Source organism: Pedobacter sp. MC2016-05, from assembly GCF_026239735.1.
GTDB lineage: Bacteria > Bacteroidota > Bacteroidia > Sphingobacteriales > Sphingobacteriaceae > Pedobacter.
In genome coordinates, this window is sequence record NZ_JAPIVT010000011.1 from 116,994 (window position 1) to 141,208 (window position 24,215).

The 24,215-nt window shown below is 37.8% G+C and carries 24 protein-coding genes; 14 read left to right on the forward strand and 10 right to left on the reverse strand.

Annotated elements, in window-relative coordinates; all coding sequences use genetic code 11:
• Positions 1-41 precede the first annotated feature (41 nt).
• On the reverse strand, positions 42-962 hold the full coding sequence (locus tag OQZ33_RS15035; RefSeq protein WP_265799874.1) for a glycerophosphodiester phosphodiesterase family protein: 921 nt from the start codon (positions 960-962) through the stop codon (positions 42-44).
• 262 nt (positions 963-1,224) lie between these two features.
• Here OQZ33_RS15035 and OQZ33_RS15040 point away from each other — a divergent pair, with 262 nt between their 5' ends.
• The 11 genes from OQZ33_RS15040 to OQZ33_RS15090 all read left to right on the forward strand — a co-directional run bounded on the left by OQZ33_RS15040 (position 1,225) and on the right by OQZ33_RS15090 (position 13,002).
• Positions 1,225-2,868 (forward strand): glycine--tRNA ligase, encoded by a 1,644-nt coding sequence (locus OQZ33_RS15040; RefSeq protein WP_265799875.1) that lies wholly within the window; start codon positions 1,225-1,227, stop codon positions 2,866-2,868.
• Positions 2,869-3,025: 157 nt separating this feature from the next.
• Positions 3,026-6,523 (forward strand): gliding motility-associated C-terminal domain-containing protein, encoded by a 3,498-nt coding sequence (locus OQZ33_RS15045; RefSeq protein WP_265799877.1) that lies wholly within the window; start codon positions 3,026-3,028, stop codon positions 6,521-6,523.
• Positions 6,524-6,681: 158 nt separating this feature from the next.
• Positions 6,682-6,828, forward strand: coding sequence for a hypothetical protein (locus OQZ33_RS15050; protein ID WP_265799878.1), 147 nt, complete (start codon positions 6,682-6,684; stop codon positions 6,826-6,828).
• A 163-nt stretch (positions 6,829-6,991) separates the two neighbouring features.
• Complete coding sequence (locus OQZ33_RS15055; protein ID WP_265799880.1) at positions 6,992-7,681, forward strand: CAP domain-containing protein; 690 nt, start codon at positions 6,992-6,994, stop codon at positions 7,679-7,681.
• A gap of 120 nt (positions 7,682-7,801) precedes the next feature.
• A complete protein-coding gene (locus OQZ33_RS15060; RefSeq protein ID WP_265799881.1) occupies positions 7,802-8,314 on the forward strand; it encodes a GtrA family protein in 513 nt (170 codons plus the stop codon).
• Positions 8,315-8,753: 439 nt separating this feature from the next.
• Positions 8,754-10,532, forward strand: a complete 1,779-nt coding sequence (locus tag OQZ33_RS15065) for an aromatic amino acid hydroxylase (protein WP_265799882.1) — start codon at positions 8,754-8,756, stop codon at positions 10,530-10,532.
• A gap of 58 nt (positions 10,533-10,590) precedes the next feature.
• Positions 10,591-10,758 (forward strand): hypothetical protein, encoded by a 168-nt coding sequence (locus OQZ33_RS15070; protein ID WP_265799884.1) that lies wholly within the window; start codon positions 10,591-10,593, stop codon positions 10,756-10,758.
• A complete protein-coding gene (locus OQZ33_RS15075; protein ID WP_265799886.1) occupies positions 10,745-11,095 on the forward strand; it encodes a type II toxin-antitoxin system VapC family toxin in 351 nt (116 codons plus the stop codon). Before OQZ33_RS15070 ends, OQZ33_RS15075 begins: the two co-directional genes overlap by 14 nt.
• Positions 11,096-11,149: 54 nt before the next feature.
• Positions 11,150-11,851, forward strand: coding sequence for an SDR family oxidoreductase (locus OQZ33_RS15080; RefSeq protein ID WP_265799888.1), 702 nt, complete (start codon positions 11,150-11,152; stop codon positions 11,849-11,851).
• 117 nt (positions 11,852-11,968) lie between these two features.
• Complete coding sequence (locus OQZ33_RS15085; protein WP_056851375.1) at positions 11,969-12,343, forward strand: DUF4870 domain-containing protein; 375 nt, start codon at positions 11,969-11,971, stop codon at positions 12,341-12,343.
• Between the two features lie 113 nt (positions 12,344-12,456).
• Positions 12,457-13,002 (forward strand): C40 family peptidase, encoded by a 546-nt coding sequence (locus OQZ33_RS15090; protein WP_265799890.1) that lies wholly within the window; start codon positions 12,457-12,459, stop codon positions 13,000-13,002.
• Positions 13,003-13,004: 2 nt separating this feature from the next.
• On the opposite strand, the gene OQZ33_RS15095 is transcribed toward OQZ33_RS15090, so the two are convergent.
• The 5 genes from OQZ33_RS15095 to OQZ33_RS15115 all read right to left on the reverse strand — a co-directional run bounded on the left by OQZ33_RS15095 (position 13,005) and on the right by OQZ33_RS15115 (position 16,648).
• Positions 13,005-13,613, reverse strand: a complete 609-nt coding sequence (locus OQZ33_RS15095; RefSeq protein ID WP_265799892.1) for a YdeI/OmpD-associated family protein — start codon at positions 13,611-13,613, stop codon at positions 13,005-13,007.
• 24 nt (positions 13,614-13,637) lie between these two features.
• The gene (locus OQZ33_RS15100) at positions 13,638-14,525 is read right to left on the reverse strand and encodes a flavin reductase family protein (protein ID WP_265799894.1); all 888 of its coding nucleotides are present in this window, start codon (positions 14,523-14,525) and stop codon (positions 13,638-13,640) included.
• A gap of 301 nt (positions 14,526-14,826) precedes the next feature.
• Positions 14,827-15,033 carry a four helix bundle protein gene (locus OQZ33_RS15105; RefSeq protein ID WP_265799895.1) on the reverse strand — a complete coding sequence of 69 codons (207 nt, stop codon included), beginning with the start codon at positions 15,031-15,033 and terminating at the stop codon, positions 14,827-14,829.
• 99 nt (positions 15,034-15,132) lie between these two features.
• Positions 15,133-16,128 carry a fumarylacetoacetate hydrolase family protein gene (locus OQZ33_RS15110; RefSeq protein WP_265799896.1) on the reverse strand — a complete coding sequence of 332 codons (996 nt, stop codon included), beginning with the start codon at positions 16,126-16,128 and terminating at the stop codon, positions 15,133-15,135.
• A gap of 64 nt (positions 16,129-16,192) precedes the next feature.
• A complete protein-coding gene (locus OQZ33_RS15115; protein ID WP_265799897.1) occupies positions 16,193-16,648 on the reverse strand; it encodes a hypothetical protein in 456 nt (151 codons plus the stop codon).
• Between the two features lie 266 nt (positions 16,649-16,914).
• Between OQZ33_RS15115 and OQZ33_RS15120 the strand changes: the two genes are divergently transcribed.
• The 3 genes from OQZ33_RS15120 to OQZ33_RS15130 all read left to right on the forward strand — a co-directional run bounded on the left by OQZ33_RS15120 (position 16,915) and on the right by OQZ33_RS15130 (position 19,979).
• On the forward strand, positions 16,915-18,081 hold the full coding sequence (locus tag OQZ33_RS15120) for a homogentisate 1,2-dioxygenase (RefSeq protein ID WP_265799899.1): 1,167 nt from the start codon (positions 16,915-16,917) through the stop codon (positions 18,079-18,081).
• Positions 18,082-18,247: 166 nt separating this feature from the next.
• On the forward strand, positions 18,248-19,378 hold the full coding sequence (hppD, locus tag OQZ33_RS15125) for a 4-hydroxyphenylpyruvate dioxygenase (RefSeq protein ID WP_265799901.1): 1,131 nt from the start codon (positions 18,248-18,250) through the stop codon (positions 19,376-19,378).
• Between the two features lie 139 nt (positions 19,379-19,517).
• The gene (locus OQZ33_RS15130) at positions 19,518-19,979 is read left to right on the forward strand and encodes a hypothetical protein (protein WP_265799903.1); all 462 of its coding nucleotides are present in this window, start codon (positions 19,518-19,520) and stop codon (positions 19,977-19,979) included.
• Between the two features lie 40 nt (positions 19,980-20,019).
• On the opposite strand, the gene OQZ33_RS15135 is transcribed toward OQZ33_RS15130, so the two are convergent.
• The 4 genes from OQZ33_RS15135 to OQZ33_RS15150 all read right to left on the reverse strand — a co-directional run bounded on the left by OQZ33_RS15135 (position 20,020) and on the right by OQZ33_RS15150 (position 24,024).
• Positions 20,020-21,756: a thiamine pyrophosphate-dependent enzyme gene (locus OQZ33_RS15135; protein WP_265799905.1), complete on the reverse strand. Its 1,737-nt coding sequence runs from the start codon at positions 21,754-21,756 to the stop codon at positions 20,020-20,022.
• 292 nt (positions 21,757-22,048) lie between these two features.
• Complete coding sequence (locus OQZ33_RS15140; RefSeq protein WP_265799906.1) at positions 22,049-22,567, reverse strand: DsbA family protein; 519 nt, start codon at positions 22,565-22,567, stop codon at positions 22,049-22,051.
• Between the two features lie 5 nt (positions 22,568-22,572).
• Complete coding sequence (locus OQZ33_RS15145) at positions 22,573-23,034, reverse strand: redoxin domain-containing protein (protein ID WP_265799908.1); 462 nt, start codon at positions 23,032-23,034, stop codon at positions 22,573-22,575.
• A gap of 72 nt (positions 23,035-23,106) precedes the next feature.
• Complete coding sequence (locus OQZ33_RS15150) at positions 23,107-24,024, reverse strand: DUF58 domain-containing protein (RefSeq protein ID WP_265799910.1); 918 nt, start codon at positions 24,022-24,024, stop codon at positions 23,107-23,109.
• Positions 24,025-24,215: the final 191 nt, after the last annotated feature.

Here is a 24,215-nt window from a genome sequence, read left to right on the forward strand (position 1 = left end):
TGTTATTTTTAACCTTGTGTTTTTTACGCTGGATGTTTCGGTTAGTTAATATTGGCTGAACTCAGCTTCTTATTATACCGAAATTTATCCAATTGTTCGGCAGCTTGGGCAATGTTATCCGATGACAAAATATCTGCTCCATTATTGACCAAATGATAGTAAACATTTTTGGCAGGATTGGCAATAGAGCTTTTATCGATGTTACCCATTGTACCCAAAATGGTTGTAATTCCTTTTTCATGCAGATAACTATACAGTTCTTTATCTGGCGCACTTACACCCACAAAAGCTACAATTCTGTTATTTGGGATACCCAAACTGTTTAATCGTTTCAGTTCAGATTTTTTTTGCACCGATGCAGAGATCATTAAATCAGGAGCCAATTGATGGACTTTCTGTGCCTGATTTGCTGTATAAGTTATGATGATTGAGTTGCTTTCAACTTTATACTGCTTTACTTTCTCAATTACCTTGGCATAACTCACTCCACGTTTTAAATCGATGGTGAGCAAAACCTTGCCTTTGCTCCAGCTCAATACGCTATCCAAAGTTTGAATTTTGAAACTGGTTTCTTTTCCATCGCCATCTTTCAGGTTCAAAGCTTGGAGTTCTTCGTAAGTGTAATTTCCAATAGCCCCTTTACCTGTCGAAGTTCTATCCAGTTTATCATCATGCATAATCACCATTACCGAATCTTTGCTATATGCAATATCAAATTCGATCACCATCGGGTTATACGTGGTGGCGTTTTCGAAAGTTTCAATACAATTTTCAGGGAATCCAGGCATTGGTCCGCCTCGGTGAGCGCTAATTAATGGATAGTGTTTCTCGGGCGACCATTTTAAGAACTGATATAATTCTTCGGTTTTATTGAATTTAATATAATGATGAACTTTTTCTTCTTGTTTGCAAGCAGTAAAAACTGAGATTGCAGCAAAGAAAAGTAGATAGTGAAATTTCATGTTTCAAAAATAGGAAAAAATGGATGATGTAAAATGGAATTCTTGGCGTTGTGCATTTTAAACGTGAATAAATTCGCAACTTTAGCCACCTTAAAACCGATTGCAGCGAACACGTAGTGCAACGAAGTAAAGCGAGCGGGACTGAAATAAACCGATAAGCACTGCATTTGCTTTTCCCCTAAATCGGCTAATCATTCCCGCTCAAAAACCTTCAACCTTATACCTTTAAACCCTCCACCTTTTTATTATCTTTGCCTGCATTATGGCTCAAAAGAATAACGACGAACAATTTAAAAATGTAATATCACACGCTAAAGAATACGGTTTCGTGTTCCAAAGCAGCGAAATATATGATGGCTTAAGTGCCGTTTACGACTACGGCCAATTGGGTGCCGAGTTGAAAAACAACATTAAAACGTACTGGTGGAAAGCCATGGTTCAAATGCATGAAAATATTGTGGGCATTGATTCTGCGATTTTTATGCACCCGAAAGTTTGGAAAGCAAGCGGACACGTTGATGGCTTTAACGACCCGATGATTGACAACAAGGATTCTAAAAAACGTTACCGTGCCGACCAATTGCTAGAAAATAAAATTGATGAACTATATGCTGAACTTGCCAATTTCAGTGCTGAAAACAAAGTTAAATTTGAAGAATTTCAGCAAGAGATTTTAAATTTAAGCGATGAAGGCCAAGCAAGCTGGGTTCCGAGTTTTAAAGATGAGGAAGGAATTTTAGACAACACAAAATATCCTTTTGTTGATGAAGCAAGCTGGAGATTTGTAAAAAAAGGCTTAGCCCTTGAGGTAGAAATGAACCTTGCCCTTAAAGCTGAGAATTTAACACAGCTGAAAGATTTAATTGTTGATTACAAGGTAATCTGCCCTATTTCAAAAACATCTAACTGGACAGATGTTCGCCAATTTAACCTGATGTTTAGCACTCAGTTTGGAGCTATGGCAGAAGGTAGTGATGAAGTTTATCTTCGACCAGAGACTGCCCAGGGTATTTTCGTGAATTTTTTGAACGTTCAAAAATCTGGAAGAATGAAAATTCCGTTCGGTATTGCACAAATTGGAAAAGCTTTTAGAAATGAGGTAATTGCTCGTCAGTTTATTATGCGCATGCGAGAGTTTGAACAAATGGAAATGCAATTCTTTGTTCGTCCGGGAGAAGACAAAAAATGGTTTGAGTACTGGAAAGAAGCTCGTTTAAAATGGCACAAAGCTTTGGGAACTTCATCAGAAAAATACCGCTACCACGACCACGTTAAATTAGCGCACTACGCAAATGCGGCAACTGATATTGAGTTTGAATTCCCATTCGGATTTAAAGAAGTCGAAGGTATTCACAGCAGAACCGATTTCGATTTAACGCAACACCAGGAGTTTTCTGGCAAGAAAATGCAGTATTTCGACAACGATTTAAATGAAGATGGCAAACCTTACGGAAATTATGTTCCTTATGTAATCGAAACATCTATCGGTTTAGACCGTATGTTCCTACTAACGATGATTAATGCTTTCGAAGAGCAAGATTTAAGCACTGAAGAAAAACAAGATAGCCGTACGTTATTACGCTTACACCCTGCTTTGGCACCTTACAAAGTGGCTATTTTCCCATTAACTAAAAAAGATGGTTTACCAGAAAAGGCTCGTGAAATTATGGATACTTTGAAATTTGATTTCAACTGTATTTATGAAGAAAAAGATGCTATTGGAAAGCGCTACCGCCGTCAGGATGCTGTTGGTACGCCATTTTGTATTACAGTTGATCACCAAAGTTTAGAAGATAATACCGTTACCATTCGCCACCGCGATAGCATGGACCAGGAACGTGTTGCAATTGCAGAACTAGCGGACATTGTGGGCAAAGCGGTAAGCTGGAGAACGCTTTTGGCATAATAGACTCTACATGCGCTAAAGCAATTCTTTGGCTTTGAATTTAGCGCAGCATCACATCACATACTTAGTCGCAGGTTTAAAAGCTTGCGACTTTTTTGTTCTAAATACTGGAAAATATTATATTTACGAATAACTAAACTAACTAAGCGCTCTCTTTATGTATAAAAGGATAATTCCCCTTTTTATTTTATTGCTTCTTTTTCTTAAAGCTAATGCGGAAACATTTACCGTTATAAATAATAACGATAACGGTGTTGGTAGCTTTCGCGAAGCACTATCAAAAGCTATGGCCAATGGTAATGGGGAGATTGATTATGTCTATTTTAATATCCCTAATCTTAGTGCTGGTGACCGCACAATTCAACTTCTGACAGAATTACCAGAAATTACTTCAGATCTTGTTATAGATGCGAGTACACAGCCAGGAGCAGATGTATCTGCAAATGGTGCCAAGATCATTTTTGATGGCACTAATTTTAAATTCGTTTCCTCTTCAATTCAAGCATTTTTAAAAATATCGAAAGTAAATACCTTCGAAATATATGGCATGGTCGCAAGAAACTTTTTTCAGATTTTTCCAAATGGTTCTTCAGCAATTAGTGCTTTATATTTTAAAGGACAAGTAAATAATGTAAAAATTGGAGCAGTTGGCAAAGGAAATGTAATTTACAACATGCTTGGTATAGGCGGTAACTTCAACGATCCAGGCATTGGATCATCCTTACCCAATTTTATTTTAAAAAACACTTACCTCGGGGTACATGAAGATGGGATTATTATCGCTGATAAATATGTTTGCACAAGCCAGATTTATCGATTATCAAAAATTGTAATTGGTGGCGATACAAAAGCTGAAGGAAATATTATATATGGTGATTTTAGTAGTTTTGTTGCATTACCTGGTACATTATTGACAGTACCATTCAACTTAGAAATTAAGAACAATATTTTTTACGCAAATAAAAATGAGGAAAGGCCAGGTATAATAGGCAATAGCAGGAATAGTGCTATTGGGTTTTCTATTGATGCTAACTTCAATCATCCATCAACATCCTCGATTATAGTTTCTGATAATGTGTTTGGTATTGGTTTATCACTAGGTGGATTTGATAATGCTAATATCTTAATAACAAGAAATAGTTTTGGGATATCGAAAGATAAAAACAAACCTTTACCGATTTTTACTCAGGCACTAACACTTAATAATATCAATGGTAGAGTACTAGTTGGTGGCCAACTAACGGAAGATGGAAATGTTTTTTCAAACACCAATAACTATAAAAATTATGAATGGTTATTTCCGGGTGCAGTTTGGTCGCAAAAAAGTTCTAATGTCGAATTATCCCATAATTCTTTTTTTTGTAACCCTAGAATGCCTTATCTGATTGCAGATACAGGGCCTAATGCGAAGCCCTTGGACGTATTTTTAGATAATGTTACTTCAAATTCAGTGAGTGGACGATCGAAACCTGGAGCCAGAATTGAATTGTTTTATTCGGATCCTGAATGTACAAACTGCCAGCCAAAAAGATTTTTTGCTACGGTAATTACTGATGCAAGCGGCAACTGGTTATACAATGGAACCTTTGAAAATGGTTATGCCATTCTTGCTGGAGCAACACTTAACAATATTTCATCAGAATTTTCTGATCCGAGAATTTATCTGACGAACACTGGCCAAACATTCAAAATTACCAATCAAACCTGTGATGCTCCAAATGGAAAAATTGAAGGGGTGAATTTAGTGAATGTAAATCATGTGGAATGGCTCGATGAAGATGGAAAAGTTGTTGGCACTAACAAAGATTTAGTTAACGTTAAAGCTGGAAATTACAGGCTAAAAGCTTATCAATTTGGATGTATTTTATACTCTGATTGGGCCACTATCGGCAATAATATTCCGCAACTAAGTGCTCCTGCAATACCAACTATAATTCATCCGGCCTGCGGCGGCCCTGGTACAATTCTAAATTTGTATCCAAATTATTATAAAGAATATTATTGGCTTGATCAATCCGGTAGAATTGTTAGCCGCGATAGAGAATTAAAAGGCGCTCCGGCGGGAAGTTATTCCTTAAGGTTGGTAGGATTAAGCGATTGTGTAAAAGATTTCGGCCCTTATGTATTAAAAAATACTTCCGGTCCTAGTTTAGATTTTAGTAATGTGAAGCAAACTAACACATCTTGCTCTTCCAAAACGGGAAGTATTACAGGAATAGCTACAACAGGTATGGGTACTATAACCTATAAATGGATTAATGAAAAAAATGCAATCGTAGGTACCAACATCGACTTAATAAATGTTGGTGCTGGCACATATAAACTGGAGGTAAGGGATCAGAGTTCTTGTGGTGCCATCGTTTCCGAAAATTATTCCATTGTAGAAATTGGTGAGATAACAATGGATGAATCTTTGGCAAAATCTAACCCAACATTATGTAGCGTAAATAGTGGTTCTGTAAAAGGAGTATCAATCAATGGCTTAGCAAATTACACCTGGACAGATGTGAGTGGAAAAGTTATCTCCAGAAACTTAGATTTAGAAAATGTTGGCGCAGGACAATACAAACTAACTGCAACTTCTCCAACAGGTTGTATTGCCATTAGCAAGACTTATTCAATAACTGGTCCTGAACCAACGATATACCCAGCTTATAATGTTTACACCGCTGATGCTAGCTGTGATTTAAAAAACGGAAATGCAACAATTTCCTCTTCTGGATTGCCAATGCCGGCAAATATCAAATGGACGAATGAATCTAATACTATAATCAGTAATACAGCAGTAGCTAATAACTTGGAAGCTGGCATCTATAAAATTTATTTCATTAATGATAGTGGTTGCGAAACATTATATAAGACAATAAGAATAAATCAAATTCCAATAATGGAGCTTAATGAAAATGCTGTTTCAATTTCGTCAGATAATTGTGGGCAAGGACAAGGTTCAATCACTAACTTAAACCTTTCTGGAGGAATACCACCCTATGCTTTTTCATGGACGGATGTTACAAATAAAATTATAAGCACAAATGGATCCGCTATCAATTTAACATCTGGCGTTTATTACGTTAACATTAAAGATCAGTTAAACTGCCAAACCTTAACCAAGCGTTTTACAGTAAATAACGAGACACAATTTTTAACTGCGCCAAATGTAGAGCCTATTAGTATTTGTGCGGCCTCAACTGTTAATATTGTGGTAACAAACAAAGAAAACAAGGGTATTTACAAACTATATAGTGCTATCGAAAACCATAAGCCAATGGCCATTAGCAACAATGGCTTATTTAAAACCGAAGTGAGTGGTAGCTCGACCCTTTTTGTTTCTTATGCTGTTGGTGAATGTGAAAGTACTAAAACAGCGATTATTGTAGAAACTAACGGAACAGAATTGATAATACCTAAATCTTTCTCTCCTAACGGAGATGGCATCAATGATATTTGGTCAATTAAAAATATTTACAAATACCCATTTGCTATTACTAGAATTTACAACCGGATGGGAGCAAAAGTCTTTGAATATATTGGGGAAAATCTATCGTTTGATGGTACATATAAAGGAACGTTATTGCCTTCAGGAGTTTATTATTACACTGTCCTCTTATCAGATAATTGTAACCAAATTTCAGGAAGCCTGACAATTTTGTACTAACTCAAAAATCGATTGACTCCTACTTAAACTTATTGTTAGCATATTTACAATATATTTTTAGAGGAAATTTTGAATGTAATAGAATCAGGTCTAAGATTCTCGCTCCTGAAACTATTTAAACCGATTTCAGTAGTGGAGTAGTTCTTGATAAAGAACAAATGAATGCTGGCAATGCGTCTCAAACTGCTTTAGGCAGCGTCGGGTTACCAGACGATGTTGGCGGCGTAGTTGCATTTTTATGTACCGGAGAAGCCAGATGGATCAATGCACAACGGATTGAAACATCAGGTGGATGTTTTTTATAGAGATATGATTACCACAAATTAAATGAGCCGTGTATAGCAAAAAACCCTGAAAAACTATTTTCCTTAGGGTTTTTGCGTGTATTTAAAAGTTTACTTGTTTAAAAATCTGATGTTTAAAAATAAATGATTTTTAACGGCGTTATTGATGAATACCGTCCCTTTGATGAATAAACTATTTTTAGTCTTTTTATTTCTTATCGTTACCAGCAGTCAGGTAAAAGCGCAAACCTGGTCCGACGCCGAGTTCCAAAGAGCCAATACGGCGGCAAATGCTGTCTACCTAACTAATGAAGAAAAAGATATTGTGATGTACATGAATTTAATCCGCATGGATGGAGAAAAATTCTATTATACTTTTCTGGATGATTACATCTATAACTACAATGCTAAAGTTCGAAAATACCGCAACTATAATCAACTGCGTATCACAAAAGATAACCCTTACTACATCTCCCTGCTTAAACATTTACGTGGCGTCAAAAATTTGCCGATGTTTTATCCTGATGAGAAATTGAGTGCATTGAGTAAGAGCCATGCCTTAGATTTAAAAAAATACAACCTAAGTTCGCATGAAAGCAGTAATGGCAATTCATTCACAAAACGTCTTTCAAAGTTTTTTCCCAACCTTACCAAAAGCGAAAATATTGATTTTGGCTATTCAAAAAGCCTAGATATTGTTTGCCATTTGCTTCTGGATTGCGGGGTGCCCGAGTTAGGGCATCGATTTAACATTATCGATCAAAAAAACAAACTTAACACAGTTGGCATAAGCATTCAAGGCCACCCAACATACACCTGGTGTGCAGTGATTGATTTTGTTGCACAGCCCGCCTACCAAAACAACGCGAAATAAATACTGCCTTCTAAATTGTTTGTCTTAACTTATTCAAAGTGGCTTTCGCCAGCATCATTTTGCATTTTATTTAACAATTGTGCCAAATCTTTATATTTTTGGCGAACTTAATTTCAATAGATGCGCAAGGCGATTTTAGCTTTTATAGATTTTTTTCATCCTCCATTTAAAAAATTCATTTCCATACACAATTTCAGGTATTTAGTTACGGGTGGCAGCACATTGGCATTAGGGATAGTTAGTTACTATTTTGCATATTTTTTTATTTTCAAAACCAAAGACGTACATTTTGGATCGATCGTTTTATTAAGGGAAACTGCATCGTTAATAGTGGATTATTGCGTAGCCATACCCACAAGTTTTTTATTAAATAAATACATCATCTTTACGCATAGCGAATTGAAAGGGCGGGTACAGCTTTTCCGTTTCCTGAATCTTCAGTTTATTAATATTTTAGCGAACTATGTTTTGCTCAAATTCTTAATCGAGCTTTTACGGGATTACCCTACACTTTCAATGCTTTCAAGAATAGTAGTTTCAATATTGATGGCACTGTTCAGCTATCTCTACCAACATTACTTTACCTTCAGCGTTAAAAAAATCGGGGATAAGAAAGTTGCCAAAAAGCACTAATTTCTTTTTGAAAAGCAGGTTCAGCAGCAGTTAGGATAATCCGGCCCCGCCCTCATTTCAAGTCCGCTCCCGATAAAAAATCGGGATTGCGTGTTTTCCACTAAGTCGGGTTTAGCTAGCCCTGGTCGTGGTACTGTTTATGGTTGAGAGCACATTCCCAAAAAACCATGTTGATGAGCACAGTCTGCTGTGATTAAACGGGATGGAAGCGGTATCCTTTTACGCATTTGTAATGCGTAAAAGATTTAGCGAACAGCCCGGCTACCCATTGAAATGAAAAGCAGGTTTAGCTTTTCAAATGATTAATCTATTTATTAAAAATTACCATTTATTGCCCCAAACCTTTATTACGCTGTGCTGTTAATTTAAGCAGTCGCTTATTTGCTAACATAAAGGCAACACCATATATTAGCTCCCGACCAACTTATTTTCATAAACCATGAGCCATTTTAATGACTTTAATAATGCCCAGGTAGCCAAACTACCCAATCATTTAAAACAGTTTATTGTTGACCAAAACTACGAGAAATATACGCCCATAGACCAGGCGGTTTGGCGGTATGTGATGCGACAAAATTATAGCTACTTAAAAAATGTCGCTTATTATCCATACGTAAAGGGTTTACAGAGAGCGGGTTTGAGTATAGAACATATTCCTGATTTGCAAACCATGAATGATAATTTGGGTAAAATTGGTTGGGGTGCAGTTACTGTTGATGGTTTTATTCCGCCTGCAGCTTTTATGGAATATCAGGCTTACCGGGTTTTGGTTATTGCCGCTGATATCAGGCAAATTAACCACATTGAATATACGCCTGCTCCAGATATTATTCACGAAAGCGCTGGGCATGCGCCGATCATTGCAGATACTGACTATAACAATTACCTCAGTTACTTCGGTTCTATTGGCGCAAAAGCGATGTTCTCTGCAAAAGATTTTGAACTTTATGAAGCGATTAGAAAGCTCTCTATTTTGAAGGAAGCTGTTGATGCCAACGAAAGCGAGATAGCCAAAGCAGAAAAAGAACTTCGGTACATTAATGAGAATATGGGCGAACCATCTGAAATGGCTTTGTTGGGTCGGCTGCATTGGTGGACAGTGGAATACGGCTTAATTGGAACTTTGGAAAACCCAAAAATCTATGGTGCCGGATTACTTTCTTCCATCGGTGAAAGTGCGAGTTGCATGCAAAGGGATGTTGAAAAAATTTGGTATAACATGGACACCATCAATTATGCTTACGACATTACTAAGCCACAGCCCCAACTATTTGTTACAGAAACTTTCCAAAATTTAATCGATGTTTTAGAAACCTTCGCAAATACCATGGCCTTTAGGGTTGGAGGTGCAGAAAGTGTAATGAAAGCAATTGCTTGCAAGAACGTTGCTACCGCAGTGTATAGCTCGGGTTTGCAGGTTAGCGGCGTATTTACTGATATTGGCCTAAACGCTGATGATGAGGTAACATTTATTAAAACTACTGGCGTTTCGGCATTGGCTTTCGCAGGAAAGCAGCTGCAAAATCACGGCAAAGATTATCATAAAGATGGGTTTTCCTCTCCTGTTGGAAGACTTAAAAGTTCGCTAAAGCCCCTGGAATATTATAGTGACGGAGAAATGGAAATGGCTGGGCTTTACCTCGGCAATAAAACCAATTTGACCTTTGAAAGTGGCATTACCGTAGCGGGCAAGGTGAATAATATTTTAAGAAGAGCGGAAAAGACAATATTAATTACGTTTGAGGAATGTACCGTTACCGAAGGCAATGGAAACGTTTTATTTAAACCCGAATGGGGAATTTACGACATGGCCGTTGGGCATAAAATTGTATCTGTATTTAATGGAGCTGCAGATAAAGATGCTTTCGAAGAAATTACCTTGGTTAGCTTGGAGAAAACTCAGCAAATCATTTATGATGATAAGACCATAAAACTTCATCAACTATACAAAACCGTTCGGGAAATTAGGGAAAGCGGTGATCACTTAGCGCTGCTGCCTGATATATTTGATCAACTTAGAACCAACCACAGGCAAGACTGGCTTTGTGCCTTGGAAATCCTGGAACTTGTTTACCATAAGAAAATCTATCATCAACTGGAAAGAGACGTTTTGATTTACCTTGAGCTTAAGGCAGCCAGAGAAGCCGATCATCGTAAATTGATTTATGATGGTTTGCATGTGATTAAAAATCCGGTGAACCAGTTAGTTGCGGAATAGTCGAAATGCAAATAATTTAAGACTGCCGAAAATTAATTTTAATTGATTAAATTTGATTATGATAGTTGAAATTCAGCAACCCGTTACTAAAGAAAAAGCACAAGAAGCAATAAAAAAGGTGTCGGAAGGAGCTGCAAAAAAAAGCTTACGTAAGCACTTCGGCAAACTTCAGCGTGGACTTGACGGCATTGATTATCAACAAAAAATAAGAAATGAGTTCATTTAGTTTTGTTGCTGATACAGACTTTCTCATTAATGTTTACGAGGGTTTAGAAAAAACCGAACCCTTTCTAGATGGAATTGCAATCGTTTCAGTAATATCTGAAATTGAATTATTAGGCTGGCATTTGCTTAAGGAGAACGAGAGATTAGGACTAAAATCTTTATTAGAAGATTGTGTAATAATTGAATTGAATTCTGAAATAAAAAATATTGCGATCTCAATTCGTCAGCAATATCGAGTAAAAACTCCCGATGCGATAATCGCTGCCACTTCAAAATTTTTGCAAATTCCACTAGTTACCTCCGATAAAGGTTTTAAGTCGATTTTGATATCGAACTAATTTTAATTTAGCAAACAACAGCAATTTCAAGCTGATATCAATCAAAAGAATAAAATGAACATTATAATTACCGGGGCAAGCAGCGGAATTGGTTTCGAAACAGCTTTAGAATTCAGTTTACAAAAAGAAAACAAAATTGTTGCCATAGCCCGTACTGCAGATAAATTGCGGAAGCTACTAGAAATTGCGAAGGGAATTAACCCTGATTGTACATTATTACCTGTAGAGTTTGACATCGTAAATGACGATTATGCAGCGCTTATTCCATTTTTGAAAGAGCGATTGGGACATGTAGATATTTTAATTAACAATGCGGGTGCATTAATTAACAAACATTTTCTGCAAACTACAGAAGCAGATCTTGCCGAAATGCTCCAAAGTAATGTGATCTCTCATTTTAGGATGATTCAACAAATTCTACCACTCATGCAAACTGGCGGACACATTGTTAACATCGGAAGTATGGGAGGTTTTCAGGGCAGCGTTAAATTTCCTGGACTGGCGGCTTATTCTGCCAGTAAATCGGCTTTGCACACACTGACGGAATGCCTGGCTTTTGAATTGGCCGAAACCGGAATTAAAGTAAACTGTTTGGCCTTAGGCTCTGCCCAAACTGAAATGCTGGAGGCAGCGTTTCCGGGATATCAAAGTCCGGTTATGGCCTTTGAGATGGGTAAATATATTGCTGATTTCGCTAAAACCGGGCACAAATTTTTTAATGGAAAAGTATTGCCAGTTGCGGTAACTACACCCTAATAACAATTTTATAATGGTAATTTATCTTTTTGTTTAAAGGATTTGATTACTTTTCCTAAATTAAATACTAATTAATTGTCCCGAGAATAAACTATATATCAATCTGAATTTAAATTTATGGAAACAAACAAAAACTTCACCACTACGGGCGATGGCAAAACGGCTGGCATCGTAAGTTATTTTACCATCATTGGTTGGCTAATTGCGTACTTCGCAATCCATAAAGACAATAAAACCGAACTTGGTAGCTATCAATTAAGACAAACGTTGCTTTTTGCAATCGTATCAACGGTGCTAGGATGGGGTTTAAGTATTTTATTGACTATTTTAATTGTTTCTACTAATATTGCTTCTTTAGGGATTATTGCGACAATCGTTCAGATTGGTCTTTTTGTACTTTGGATTATTGGTTTAATTGGAGCAATTAATGGTCAGAAAAAGCCAATTCCGTTAATTGGAGAAAAAGCACAGACTTTGTTTCCTGGAATATAATAAAATTTCAAAGTTAATTAAGAAGTTCAAGTTTACTTGAGCTTCTTTTGTTTTAACTGGTTTTCCACATTTTGAGCTGCCTTAGATTATTTTTCTATCTTTGGCTCCAACATATGAAGAAAATAATCATTCCAATTCTGTTTTTCATTTTGTCTGCAACCGCAGGAAAAGCTCAAACCATCATACCAGCACAATACCAGGAAATGGTTAAAAAACTGGTTGCTAATCTACCAAAAGAAGCTAAGGCTCCATCAGGTAATCAAGAAACAAAGTCTGAAACACTTATCGATTTTGCTAAAAGCATGTTAGGTATTCGCTACCGTTACGCTACAAGCAATCCGAAAATAGGTTTTGATTGTTCTGGTTTTGTAAGTTATGTTTTTAGCAATTTTGGTTTTAAGGTACCGCGTTCATCACGTGAATTTAGTGGCGCAGGTAAAGAAACCAACCTGGAAAACGCAAAAGTTGGTGACGTTTTAATTTTTACAGGCAGTAACTCTAAAGTAAGACGTATTGGTCATGTAGGCATCGTTTATTCTATCGATGAAAACGGAATAAAGTTTATTCACGCCTCTTCGGGAAAAGCTCATAGTGTAACCATTACCGAGCTTAACGGACATTACAGAAACCGCTTCATGAAGATTGTAAGTATTTTATAGAGTTATTTCTTTAGGTACTTCCACATTCTCGGCTTTCCTTCGCCAAGCCATTCCAAAGCGGTTTCTAAACGCTTTTGTTTAGTAGCTTCAGTTTTTGCCTCTTCTAGCCAAATCACATATTCTCTTTTATTTGATTCGCTAAAATTCTGAAAAACACGTAATGCAACCGGATCGTTCTGTAAAGCATCAACAAGAAACTGGGGCAAAATTAACGGCGGCTTTTCAGCACTTTTTGGTTTCGGCGGAAGTTTAATACCTGCTTCATTAAGCTGTATTGCCTGCTGGATATAAGCCATCAGCACTTCGTCTGGTGGTAAATCTGCAAACGTTTTGATTTTTCCGAGTGCACCCATTGCGTTCGTTCGATCTTTGAAAAGATTGAGTTCGTCTGTCATTAATGAGCCTTTCCAAAAACCAAAAGCACAATGGTTTTTGAATGAAGCCATATGGCAAACCGGACCTTTTAGCTCAAAAAATGGCATGCTCCATTTCATCTTTTCTTCTATCCGGGCATCTGCTTTGTGAACTAGATTTCTTAAATGATCCAAAATTGGAATGGCGAATTCAGCAGAATTAATAATGTACTGATCAACCTGAACGATAGTATGCATGGTGCTTGGTTTTAGAAATTAAATTTAAAGTAAAACGACTTTTAAAGCAAGTGTTACCTCCCCGCTCTCGAGAAAGGTTTTGGCGAGTCCGTGCAGCTCTCGTTCCCTATTGGTAGCATCACCTATTGTGGCATCCAAAATTTCCTTCACTTCAGGATGCGAGCTTACCAAGTCAACTTCCTGCTCATCTGGCAGCACTTCAACATTTCCTAACATCCCCAAATCATTCCCGGTTAACACTTTAGATAAACGAATCGCTTTAGGCAAAGCATCCACTCCTATTCCGAGCTTAGCCAAAGGTTTGGCCACTTTAAATAAATTGTTTTCAGTAACCCGGCAGTACCAATCGCCACCCAAGCGGGCTACCAAATCAATTTTCTTTTGGTCGATTTTCCCACTGTTATCCAAAATATCTTCATTGATGTGGATTAACTTTATTTCAGCGAGTATTAAATTACCAGCACCATGGCTATCGCCTAAAGGGATTACCTGATTAACCACACATTCAAACTGAACTGGTGCTTCTGCAACCCTCGGTGGAGAGACTAAATCAGAAGTTAGCATCGTAAATCCCGCTTTTTCAAACTCATTCACACCTTTTGCATATTCGGTACTGGCCAAGCTCATTTGCTGTACCATATCGTAATTTACAATATTGATAACGCATTCTTTTACCTCCAGTACGTTCTCCAATGTGTGTTTTGTGGTATTATCACGAACCCTTCTTGCTGGCGAAAAGATACAAATGGGCGGCTTTGTACTAAACATATTGAAAAAGCTAAAGGGACTCAAATTAATATTTCCGTCAGCATCAATAGTAGAGGCAAAGCAAATTGGACGGGGTGCAATAGCATATTGCAGATAATCCTGCAATTGCACAGCACTTAAATCTTCGGTTTTTAGGGTTAACAAAGTTGGAATGTTTTAGTTGTTGAAATGTTTTAACGTTGGAAAGCGTGAAAGTTGGAATGTTTTCTAATGTTGGAAAGTTGGAATGTTTTAAAGTTATAAATGTTTGATACTACTTTTTGCTCTTGAGGTTCTTCTTTTTTAATTCAAAATCTCTCAAATAATCTATAAATCGCTTAGTTTTTGCTGAAAATTCAATACACTTATCATACAAAAAATTAAAATCAGTTTGCGATAATTTGTTCGCTGCCTGAACGACTATTATTTTATTTCTAAACTCACGTGAAGAACCTTTGGCATAAGTTTAAAAACGTACAAAATCAGGATTATTATTGTATTCAAAACCCTCAGCAACATTATCAGACATGGACATGGCTGCTCGTCGAAATTGGTGCTTTAAACCGAAGTCAGATTTCATCGGTTCAGAATCAGAAATACGATAAGCCTCTACCCCAACTTGTTTTGCCAACTGCCAAATTTCCAAATCCTCAAATTTTTCAATCTTTGCCATAACCAAAACGTTAAATGATTAATTTACATGTATTTTGACTATACGACCTGAACGTTTCACCGTTAAAACGTTTCAATTTTTTAACAGAGGATAAAAGTTTTATTTCTTCAAAGCCAAGATCGAAAAATCAGTGTCTGCTTTTGTAATGTTATTGGTTAGCGCACCTAAACCTGTAATTTCCATTTCCACCACATCGCCAGGCTGCAACCATTGTGTTTTATAATTCGGATCATTTAATAAACCGGTTCCGTTTAGTTCGAGGAAGCAGCCCGTACCTACCGTTCCCGACCCAATTACGTCGCCTGGCAGAATGTCGACCCCATAAGCACACCGCTCAATGATCTCGGCAAAGGTCCAATCCATATCCGCAGCATTGCCTTGAGATACCTCTATCCCGTTTACACGACAAGTCATTTTCAAATCGTAAGCATTCCCCACATGGCCTACCTTTGCTGGCACTTTATATTTTTCAAGTTCATCTGGCGTAACCAACCACGGTCCAATCACAGTAGAAAAATCTTTCCCTTTTGCCGGACCAAGATTGAGCAACATTTCTTCCATTTGCAAAGTGCGGGCGCTCATGTCATTCATCACCATATAGCCAGCGATGTATTCATCAGCCTCTGCTGCTTTAATATTTCTGCCTTTTTTACCAATCACTATCGCCAGCTCAAGTTCGAAATCCAATTTATCGAAGTGATCTGGCATACACTCAATTTCTCCCGTACCTTCAATAGCATTATGGTTTGTAAAATAAAATATAGGATACTCATCAAATTGAGGGATCATATCAACTTTGCGGTTTCTTCGTGCTGCTGCAACATGTTGCCTAAAAGCATAACCATCTCTACAACTGGATGGGTGAGGAACCGGAGCCAAAATTTCATAAAAGATTTCCTCTTTAGCCAATAACGATCCATCTTTAATTTGTAAATCAATCTTTTTTGCCCGTTCCATCAGTACTTCTCCTCCTTGCAAAAATTCATTCATCGTATCAGGAAGCAGCTTATCACAACTGTTTAAATTATAGATGTGGCCATCTATGAACAGGCCAAGGTGCTCTCTATCTTCAGTTTTATAACTTACTAATTTCATATAAATTTGGTTAAAGTACGTGGTAAAGCTAATAATTTAGGACAGGAAAAGAAAAATGCCTGCACTATTTAAGTTCAGTATATTTTTGCAGATCTTTTTTAATTAATGGGAAATCTTTCGCTTCCAACTTTTTATAATATCGTTTGTTCGCGAAAAGCTCACCTGTTAACAGACCCAATGAAACGCCAACAGGAATACCAACAATGATCAGAACTACCGATTCCAGTACATTTGAGCTTTCTACCGAGAGGGTAAGAAAAACAAGGGCACCTGCAATTGCAAATGGTGCCACTACTCCACGCCTGTGAATAAATAACTTGTCAATATTTTCCGCTTTCAGTACGCTGGTATCACCATTATTTCTCACCAAAATAAGTTGTTTATTTTCTGCGGCATAGAAAAAACCACGGTATTGCTTGCCAGAGTGCTCAACAACCTTAATTTTATATTTCCATTTTTTTTGAGCCGATACGGTGAAGCAAGTCAGGAAGCAGATGAGGAGCGTTAAGAATATTTTCATCAAAGTTAGTTTAGAATTAAAGATAAAGAAATTTCATCTTAAAAATAAAATCATTACTTTAGCATCATCAAAACCATGATTTTAAAAGCATTACATATCAATTTAGTGAACGATGCCATTGCTGCCCGTCGCTATAAAATGCTATCTAAATTAATCATGGCTCAATATTCTCTGTAATTCTCATCACCTTTCCCTATAATTGAAACGCCTCTGCGTTTTGATTGCTTATTCTTTTAGATCTTATTTCTAACCTAACATATATCATTATGCCTGTTTATCATAAATTGGGGCAAATACCAGCAAAACGTCACACGGTTTTCCGTAAACCCGATGGAAATTTATATGCCGAAGAACTGGTTTCAACCGAAGGTTTTTCGAGTTTATATTCCTTGGTTTACCACTGCCATCCGCCTACCATTGTAAAACATTTAGGTGAACCTTACAGCGCGGAACCAAAAATTGCTCGTGAAAAGCACCTTAAACATACCAGCTTAATCGGTTTCAATATCAAGCCTGAAGATGATTTTTTAAAAAGCAGAAAACCCGTTTTGGTGAATAGCGATTTACACATCGTGTTGGCCGCTCCGAAAAAATCAATGACTGATTATTTCTACAAAAACAGCCAGGCTGATGAAATGATCTTCATTCATGAGGGTTCTGGAAAACTGAAAACGGGTTTCGGAGAAATTAAATTTAGTTACGGAGATTATCTGATCATTCCAAGGGGAACAATTTATCAAATGGAATTTGACAGTGAGGCGAATAGATTGTTCATTGTTGAAAGTTTTAGTCCGATCAGGCCTCCTAAACGCTACTTAAACCAGTATGGACAATTAATGGAGCATTCGCCATACTGTGAAAGAGATTTAAGGTTGCCTGAAAATTTGCAAACGCATGATGAATACGGCGACTTTAAGGTACTCATTAAAAAACAAGGCTTAATTTACCCTTACACTTACGGCACACACCCTTTTGACTATGTAGGCTGGGATGGATATCATTATCCTTACGCATTCTCGATCCACGATTTCGAGCCCATAACTGGCCGTCTGCATCAACCGCCTCCGGTACATCAAACATTTGAAGGGCATAATTTTGTGGTTTGCTCTTTCGTTCCACGAAAATACGACTACCATCCAGATTCTATCCCGGCACCTTATAACCATAGCAATGTAGACAGCGATGAAGTGCTTTATTACGTCGATGGCGATTTTATGAGTCGCAAAAGCGTGGTTAAAGGACAAATTACGCTCCATCCCGGCGGCATTCCGCATGGTCCGCATCCAGGAACAGTGGAAAAATCAATTGGAAAAGAAAAAACAGATGAGTTAGCCGTAATGATTGATCCTTTTAAACCGCTGATGCTTACGCAAGATGCAATTGATATAGAAGATGAACATTACCACAAAAGCTGGCAGATTAATATAGAATAGGTGGTTGGGATACTGAAGTCTAATGCTATAGCGTAGTTAAACAGCAATTAAAGTTGACTTTAGGCTTATTAAAATAAAATTATCCGATCTCGGCCGCCCGACCTCGGACTTAGTAAAAACTTAAATCTTCGGATATCTAAATCGGATTCCGGACTATCAAAAAAATATGGAAACACTAACATTCGCAGAGAAAATAGCCAAGGCACAGGATTTTCTGCCTATTAATGGAACAGATTATATAGAATTTTATGTGGGCAATGCCAAACAAGCTGCTCATTATTACAAAACGGCTTTTGGCTTCCAAAGCTTGGCTTACGCCGGTCCGGAAACTGGTGTTCGCGATAGGGCATCTTATGTTTTACAACAGGGAAAAATCAGGTTAATCCTAACCACGGCCTTGAAATCTGACCATGCGATTGCAGAACATGTTAAAAAACATGGCGACGGCGTTAAAGTGCTTGCCCTTTGGGTTGATGATGCTTATAGTGCATTTGAAGAAACGACGAAACGTGGCGCAAAATCCTACATGGAACCTAAAACCTTAACTGATGAAAATGGTGAGGTTAAAATGAGCGGCATTTACACCTATGGAGAAACGGTGCACATGTTTATCGAAAGAAAAAACTATTCTGGCACATTTATGCCAGGTTATCGGGTTTGGGAAAGTGATTATAAACCTGCAGATGCCGGGCTTTTATACATCGATCATTGTGTGGGCAATGTAGGTTGGAACAGAATGAATGAAGCAGTGCAGTGGTACGAAGACGTAATGGGCTTTGTAAATATCCTTTCTTTTGATGATAAACAAATCAACACGGAATATTCAGCTTTGATGAGCAAGGTAATGAGTAATGGTAATGGTTTCTCAAAATTTCCTATTAATGAGCCTGCAGAAGGGAAAAAGAAATCGCAAATTGAAGAGTACTTAGAATACTATGAAGGTGAAGGCGTACAACATATTGCTGTAGCTACGAAAGACATTGTTCAAACAGTGAGAGAACTTAAATCTCGGGGGGTTGAATTTTTAAGTGCGCCACCTGAAGCCTATTATGATATGATGCCACAGCGAGTAGGCAAAATTGATGAAGAAATTTCGTTGCTGGAAAGTTTAGGGATTTTAGTTGATTGTGATGAAGAAGGCTATTTACTCCAGATTTTCACCAAACCGGTAGAAGATCGCCCGACACTATTTTTTGAAATTATCCGACGCAAAGGCGCTCAAAGTTTCGGTGCAGGAAATTTCAAAGCATTATTCGAGTCTTTAGAACGTGAACAAGAGTTAAGAGGAAATTTATAGGTTCTTCAAATAAGTCGTCATTTCGAGAACGAAGCAATCTCTTTAACATGAGATTGCTTTGTTATTTACTGATTTATAGGTATGTGCTTTTTCAAATTATTTGATTAGTTTTAGGTACACACAAAAAAACCAAATAATTATGAGAACAAAATTGACTCTGCTGATCCTTTTGATGATCACATTCAAAGGATTTTCACAAAACAAATCCGAAACAATTCAAACCATCAATCAATTATTAGCTAGCGCTATTGGCGGTACTGACAGTATCTTAATTAAAGGGCAGATTACTCAGTTGAAAATCACAGAAAATGCTTTTAAAGTTGATGATGACGACAAGAGCGGTCACTTTGTAATCAAACTCGAGAGCGAAAATGAATCAATTAAAAAAGACCGTATGACGATGATCAGCGATTGGAAAGGCTTTAAGGTTCATCCGTCAACTAACAACACAATGTTGAAAACCGTCTATCCAATTTTCGAGAAAAGAGATGGCGAGCCAGAGAACGATAAAAATGGGATTAAATACTATTGTTTGGCTGGAAATGAGTACAGACTGATTGCCTCTTTGTTACACCTACAAAACCTGTATTCAAAAAAATAACTTAAACAAAAAGCCAGATGACCTGGCTTTTTCTTTTCATTTAAAGCACTTCGCCGAAGTGTTTATAATTGGATTTGATGGTATCGAAAACCTCGGTCATTTTTCCACCCAGCATTAACTTCGCCATCGATTCTGTCATTCCTTTTATTTGAGCCCACTCTATTTTTGGCGGCATGGCCAGCGCATTAGGATTTGTCATGATATTTAGCAGCACCGGTCCGCTTTCGGTTAATGCGTTAGCAATAGCGGTTTCTACTTCATCAGGCTTTGAAACTGTTATACCTTTGAAACCCATGGCTTGTGCTACGAGTGCAAAGTCAGGGTTAACCATATCTGTTTCATTATCTGGCAAGCCATCAACTTCCATTTCGAGTTTCACCATCCCTAGCGCCCTATTATTAAAAACAACCAATTTTATAGGAAGGTTATACTGTTTAATCGTAGCCAAATCACCCAATAACATTGATAAACCGCCATCTCCGCATAAGGCAATTACTGGCTGCTCCGGATGTGCAAGAGCAGCGCCAATTGCCATAGGCATTGCATTAGCCATAGAACCGTGGTTAAACGAGCCTAACATTTTGCGTTTGCCGGTGCCATCAATAAACCGAGCTCCCCACACACAACACATTCCGGTATCAACCGTAAAAATCGCATCATGAGCAGCCAAACGGTTAATGGTTTCAGCCACAAATTCAGGTTGAATTTTATTTTCCTTACCTTGATCCTTTACATAAACCTGTTGGTTTTCCTTTACCTTTTCGTAAAATTCAAGTTGTGATTTCAAAAATTTATCATCTGTTTTGGCCGTCAATAGTGGGAGAAGTGCTTTCAAAGAATCAGCTACATCGCCACACAAACCCATGGTTAATTTCGCTCTTCTTCCAAGCCGCTCTGGTCTTTCATCTATCTGGATAATTTTGTTCTTCACCGGCATGAAGTTGACGTAAGGAAAATCAGTTCCCAATAGCAGTACTAAATCTGCCTCATGCATGGCGTGATAACCAGAGGGTTGTCCTAAAAGACCAGTCATCCCCACCGAATATGGGTTATCATATTGAATACCCATTTTCCCTCTGAATGAAAAGCCAACTGGTGCTTTTAACTTAGAAGCCAGCTCAACCACTTCATCATGTGCTTCAGATGCGCCAATACCGCAATAAACCATCACCTTCTTTTCTTCGTTCAGCAGCTCAGCCAATGCAGCTAATTCTCCATCTGAAGGACGAATAACAGGCTTGTTGCGAAATATTTGCATCGCAGTAACACTTTCCACGGCATCCATTTCGGCCACATCACCAGGTAAGCCAAAAACCGAAACGCCTTTTTTATGGATAGCGGTTTGAATAGCTGTTTGAAACATACGAGGAGCTTGTTCGGCAGTGGTAGCCACCTGATTATAGTAACTACAATCGTCAAAAAGTTTTATGGTGTTGGTTTCCTGAAAAAATTCAGTTCCAAATTCGCCGGTAGGAATAGTAGATGCAATGGCAATCACCGGCACATGAGATCGGTGCGCATCGTAAAGGCCATTTATTAAGTGAACATGCCCCGGACCGCAACTTCCTGCACAACATGCTATTCCATCTAGCTCAGCTTCAGCAGCTGCTGCAAAAGCACCCGCTTCTTCATTCCTGACATGAATCCATTTAATTTTACCATTTCGCCTTACTGCATCATTGAAATAATTCAGACTATCGCCAGTAACGGCATAAACCCTTTTTACACCAGCTTCAACAAGCATTTCTACAAGTTGCTCAGCAACATTTTTGGCCATACAATTTTAGATTATGATCAACATCACTATGATGATGACAGGTTATAAATATTCTCATGCTTACAATTGTTTGCAGCCAGAAAAAGAAATAATCGAATCTGACTGTTTACAGACTGGGAATCCGACCAGGATTATCTTCTTCACTAAAACTTCATAAATGAAATGCACCTTTGAATAACAAAATACGAAGCGATTTCTGTTTTGTTAAATTCTAAAAACTCATAATTAGTTTTTTAGTTTTCCGGTTACCCTTATCTGATACCTCATGTGTTGCGAAACACATGAGGTTTTTTTATTCTGTACTTTCTTTAAGCATCTGGTATAAATCAGTAGCTGCGCCATCAAACTTGTTTCCGTTAACATAAAATGAAGGTGTACCATTTACGCCACTTCTCACGCCGCTTTCAAAATCATCTTCTACCTTTTGTTTCACTTCAACCTTGGTACTATCCGCTTGAAATTTTTCAATATCCAAACCAATCGTTTCTGCTAATTCATCAAATAAATCTTCATCCAAACGATATTGGTTTTCGTAAAGAGCATCATGCATCTCCCAAAATTTACCTTGCAAGGCTGCTGCTTCAGCAGCTATTGCTGCCGGAAAAGCGAATGGATGTGCTTCCTGTAGTGGAAAATTCCTAAATACGAAGTTGATTTGATCGCCAAAGGTTTCTTCAATTTCTTTTACAATTGGATAGGCATCCCCACAGTAAGGACATTGATAATCGCCATATTCTACAATGGTAATTGGTGCATTTTGTTTTCCCTGTGCATGATCTTTTTCCGTAACTTCCGGTTTTAGCTTACTCATAGTTTCTATTTTTTATCCAACGCTTCTAATGCATCCAAAATTCCATCAGCACCTGGGTTTACTGCCGTAGGCGATAAATAGCTCCAGGCAATTTCCCCCTCTTTATCAATAACAAAAAGTGCCCGCTTACTTTCGCCAGCCCCTTCATCATATACGCCGTAAGCCTTAGATACTGCTCCTTTTGGCTCAAAATCTGCCAGGAGCGGGAAATGCAAATTTCTGTCTTTTTCGAAAGCTAGGTGGCACCAAACACTATCCACAGAAATACCAAAAATCTGGGCATCGTGTTTAGTAAAATACTTCAGCATTTCATTGTAAAGTGCCATTTGGTCGCTGCAAACCGGACTCCAGTCTGCCGGGTAAAATGCCAGAATCACATTTTTACCTAAAAAATCTGTTAACTTAATTTTTTGATCGGGAGTGGCATTCAATTCAAAATCTGGTGCTTTGGTTCCTTTTTCTAACATGTTATGGGTTTTAAGAATTAAAATATATAACCAACACGAGTAAGTAAATGTTGTTTTTAGTTGATGTAATTGCTAACCGAGCTTCTGCCGTTTGATGAGGTAAGCCTGAAGAATCGGGTAAAATCCATCGTTGATATCTGCATTTACCAAGTCAATTTTGTTTTGAGCGCATTTCAAAGCAAGCTCTTGTCTGTAAGCAGAAACTGAAGCTTTGTAATTCTCTTTCACCTGGTTCGCATGAACTTTAATAGTGGCTCCTGTTTCCATATCCACAAACTGATATGGGCGGTTTTCAAAATCAAAGTCCACTTCTTTTGCTTTATCAACCACGTTGAATACCACAACTTCGTGTTTATTAAATTTCAAATGCTGTAAAGCATCAAAAAAATCGTCGGTGGCTTGGTTGTCGATTTTCGTACTAAACAAATCACTGAAAATAATTACGAGTGAACGTTTGTGAATCAATTCTGCCACCTGGTGTAAAGCGCCACTTAAGTTTGTATGGGCATTCAACTTTGGGTTCTCCAAGAGATCTTCCAGCTGAGCAAACAAAAACTTTTGATGGGCGGTTGTAGATTTTGCAGGAGAATTCAGTAATACCTCGTCAGCAAAAAGACTTAAACCAAAGGCATCACGCTGCCTTTTTAATAAATACATGAGTGAAGCACTGGCCTCGATGGCGAAGGTGAGCTTATTTTTTTTCGGTTCCGGAAAATACATCGAAGAGGAAACATCGATTACAAACTGGCAGCGCAAATTTGTTTCCTCTTCAAAGCGCTTGCTATAAAGTTTATCGGTTTTAGCGTAGAGCTTCCAGTCGATATTTTTTACGTTATCGCCATTATTGTATTGGCGATGCTCAGCAAACTCTACTGAAAATCCATGAAAAGGACTTTTATGCAGCCCGGTGATAAAGCCTTCAACTACTTGCTTTGCTAATAATTCCAGATTGCCAAAACTGGTTTCACTTTCATACCTTACCGTCTGCATATCGTAAAGCTAATAAAAGATTTATGAATTAAAATAGGTTTTTAGCATTCATAACGACAATATTTTAGAGAAGCAGAATAAGAATATTTTGAAAACGCGGTTTTGGGGGACACAAGATTTAGAAGGAAGGATTTCTGCTATCGGCTGGTGTGTTCACCTGCCGAAACCTCAAAAGATGGTTGGTGAAGACG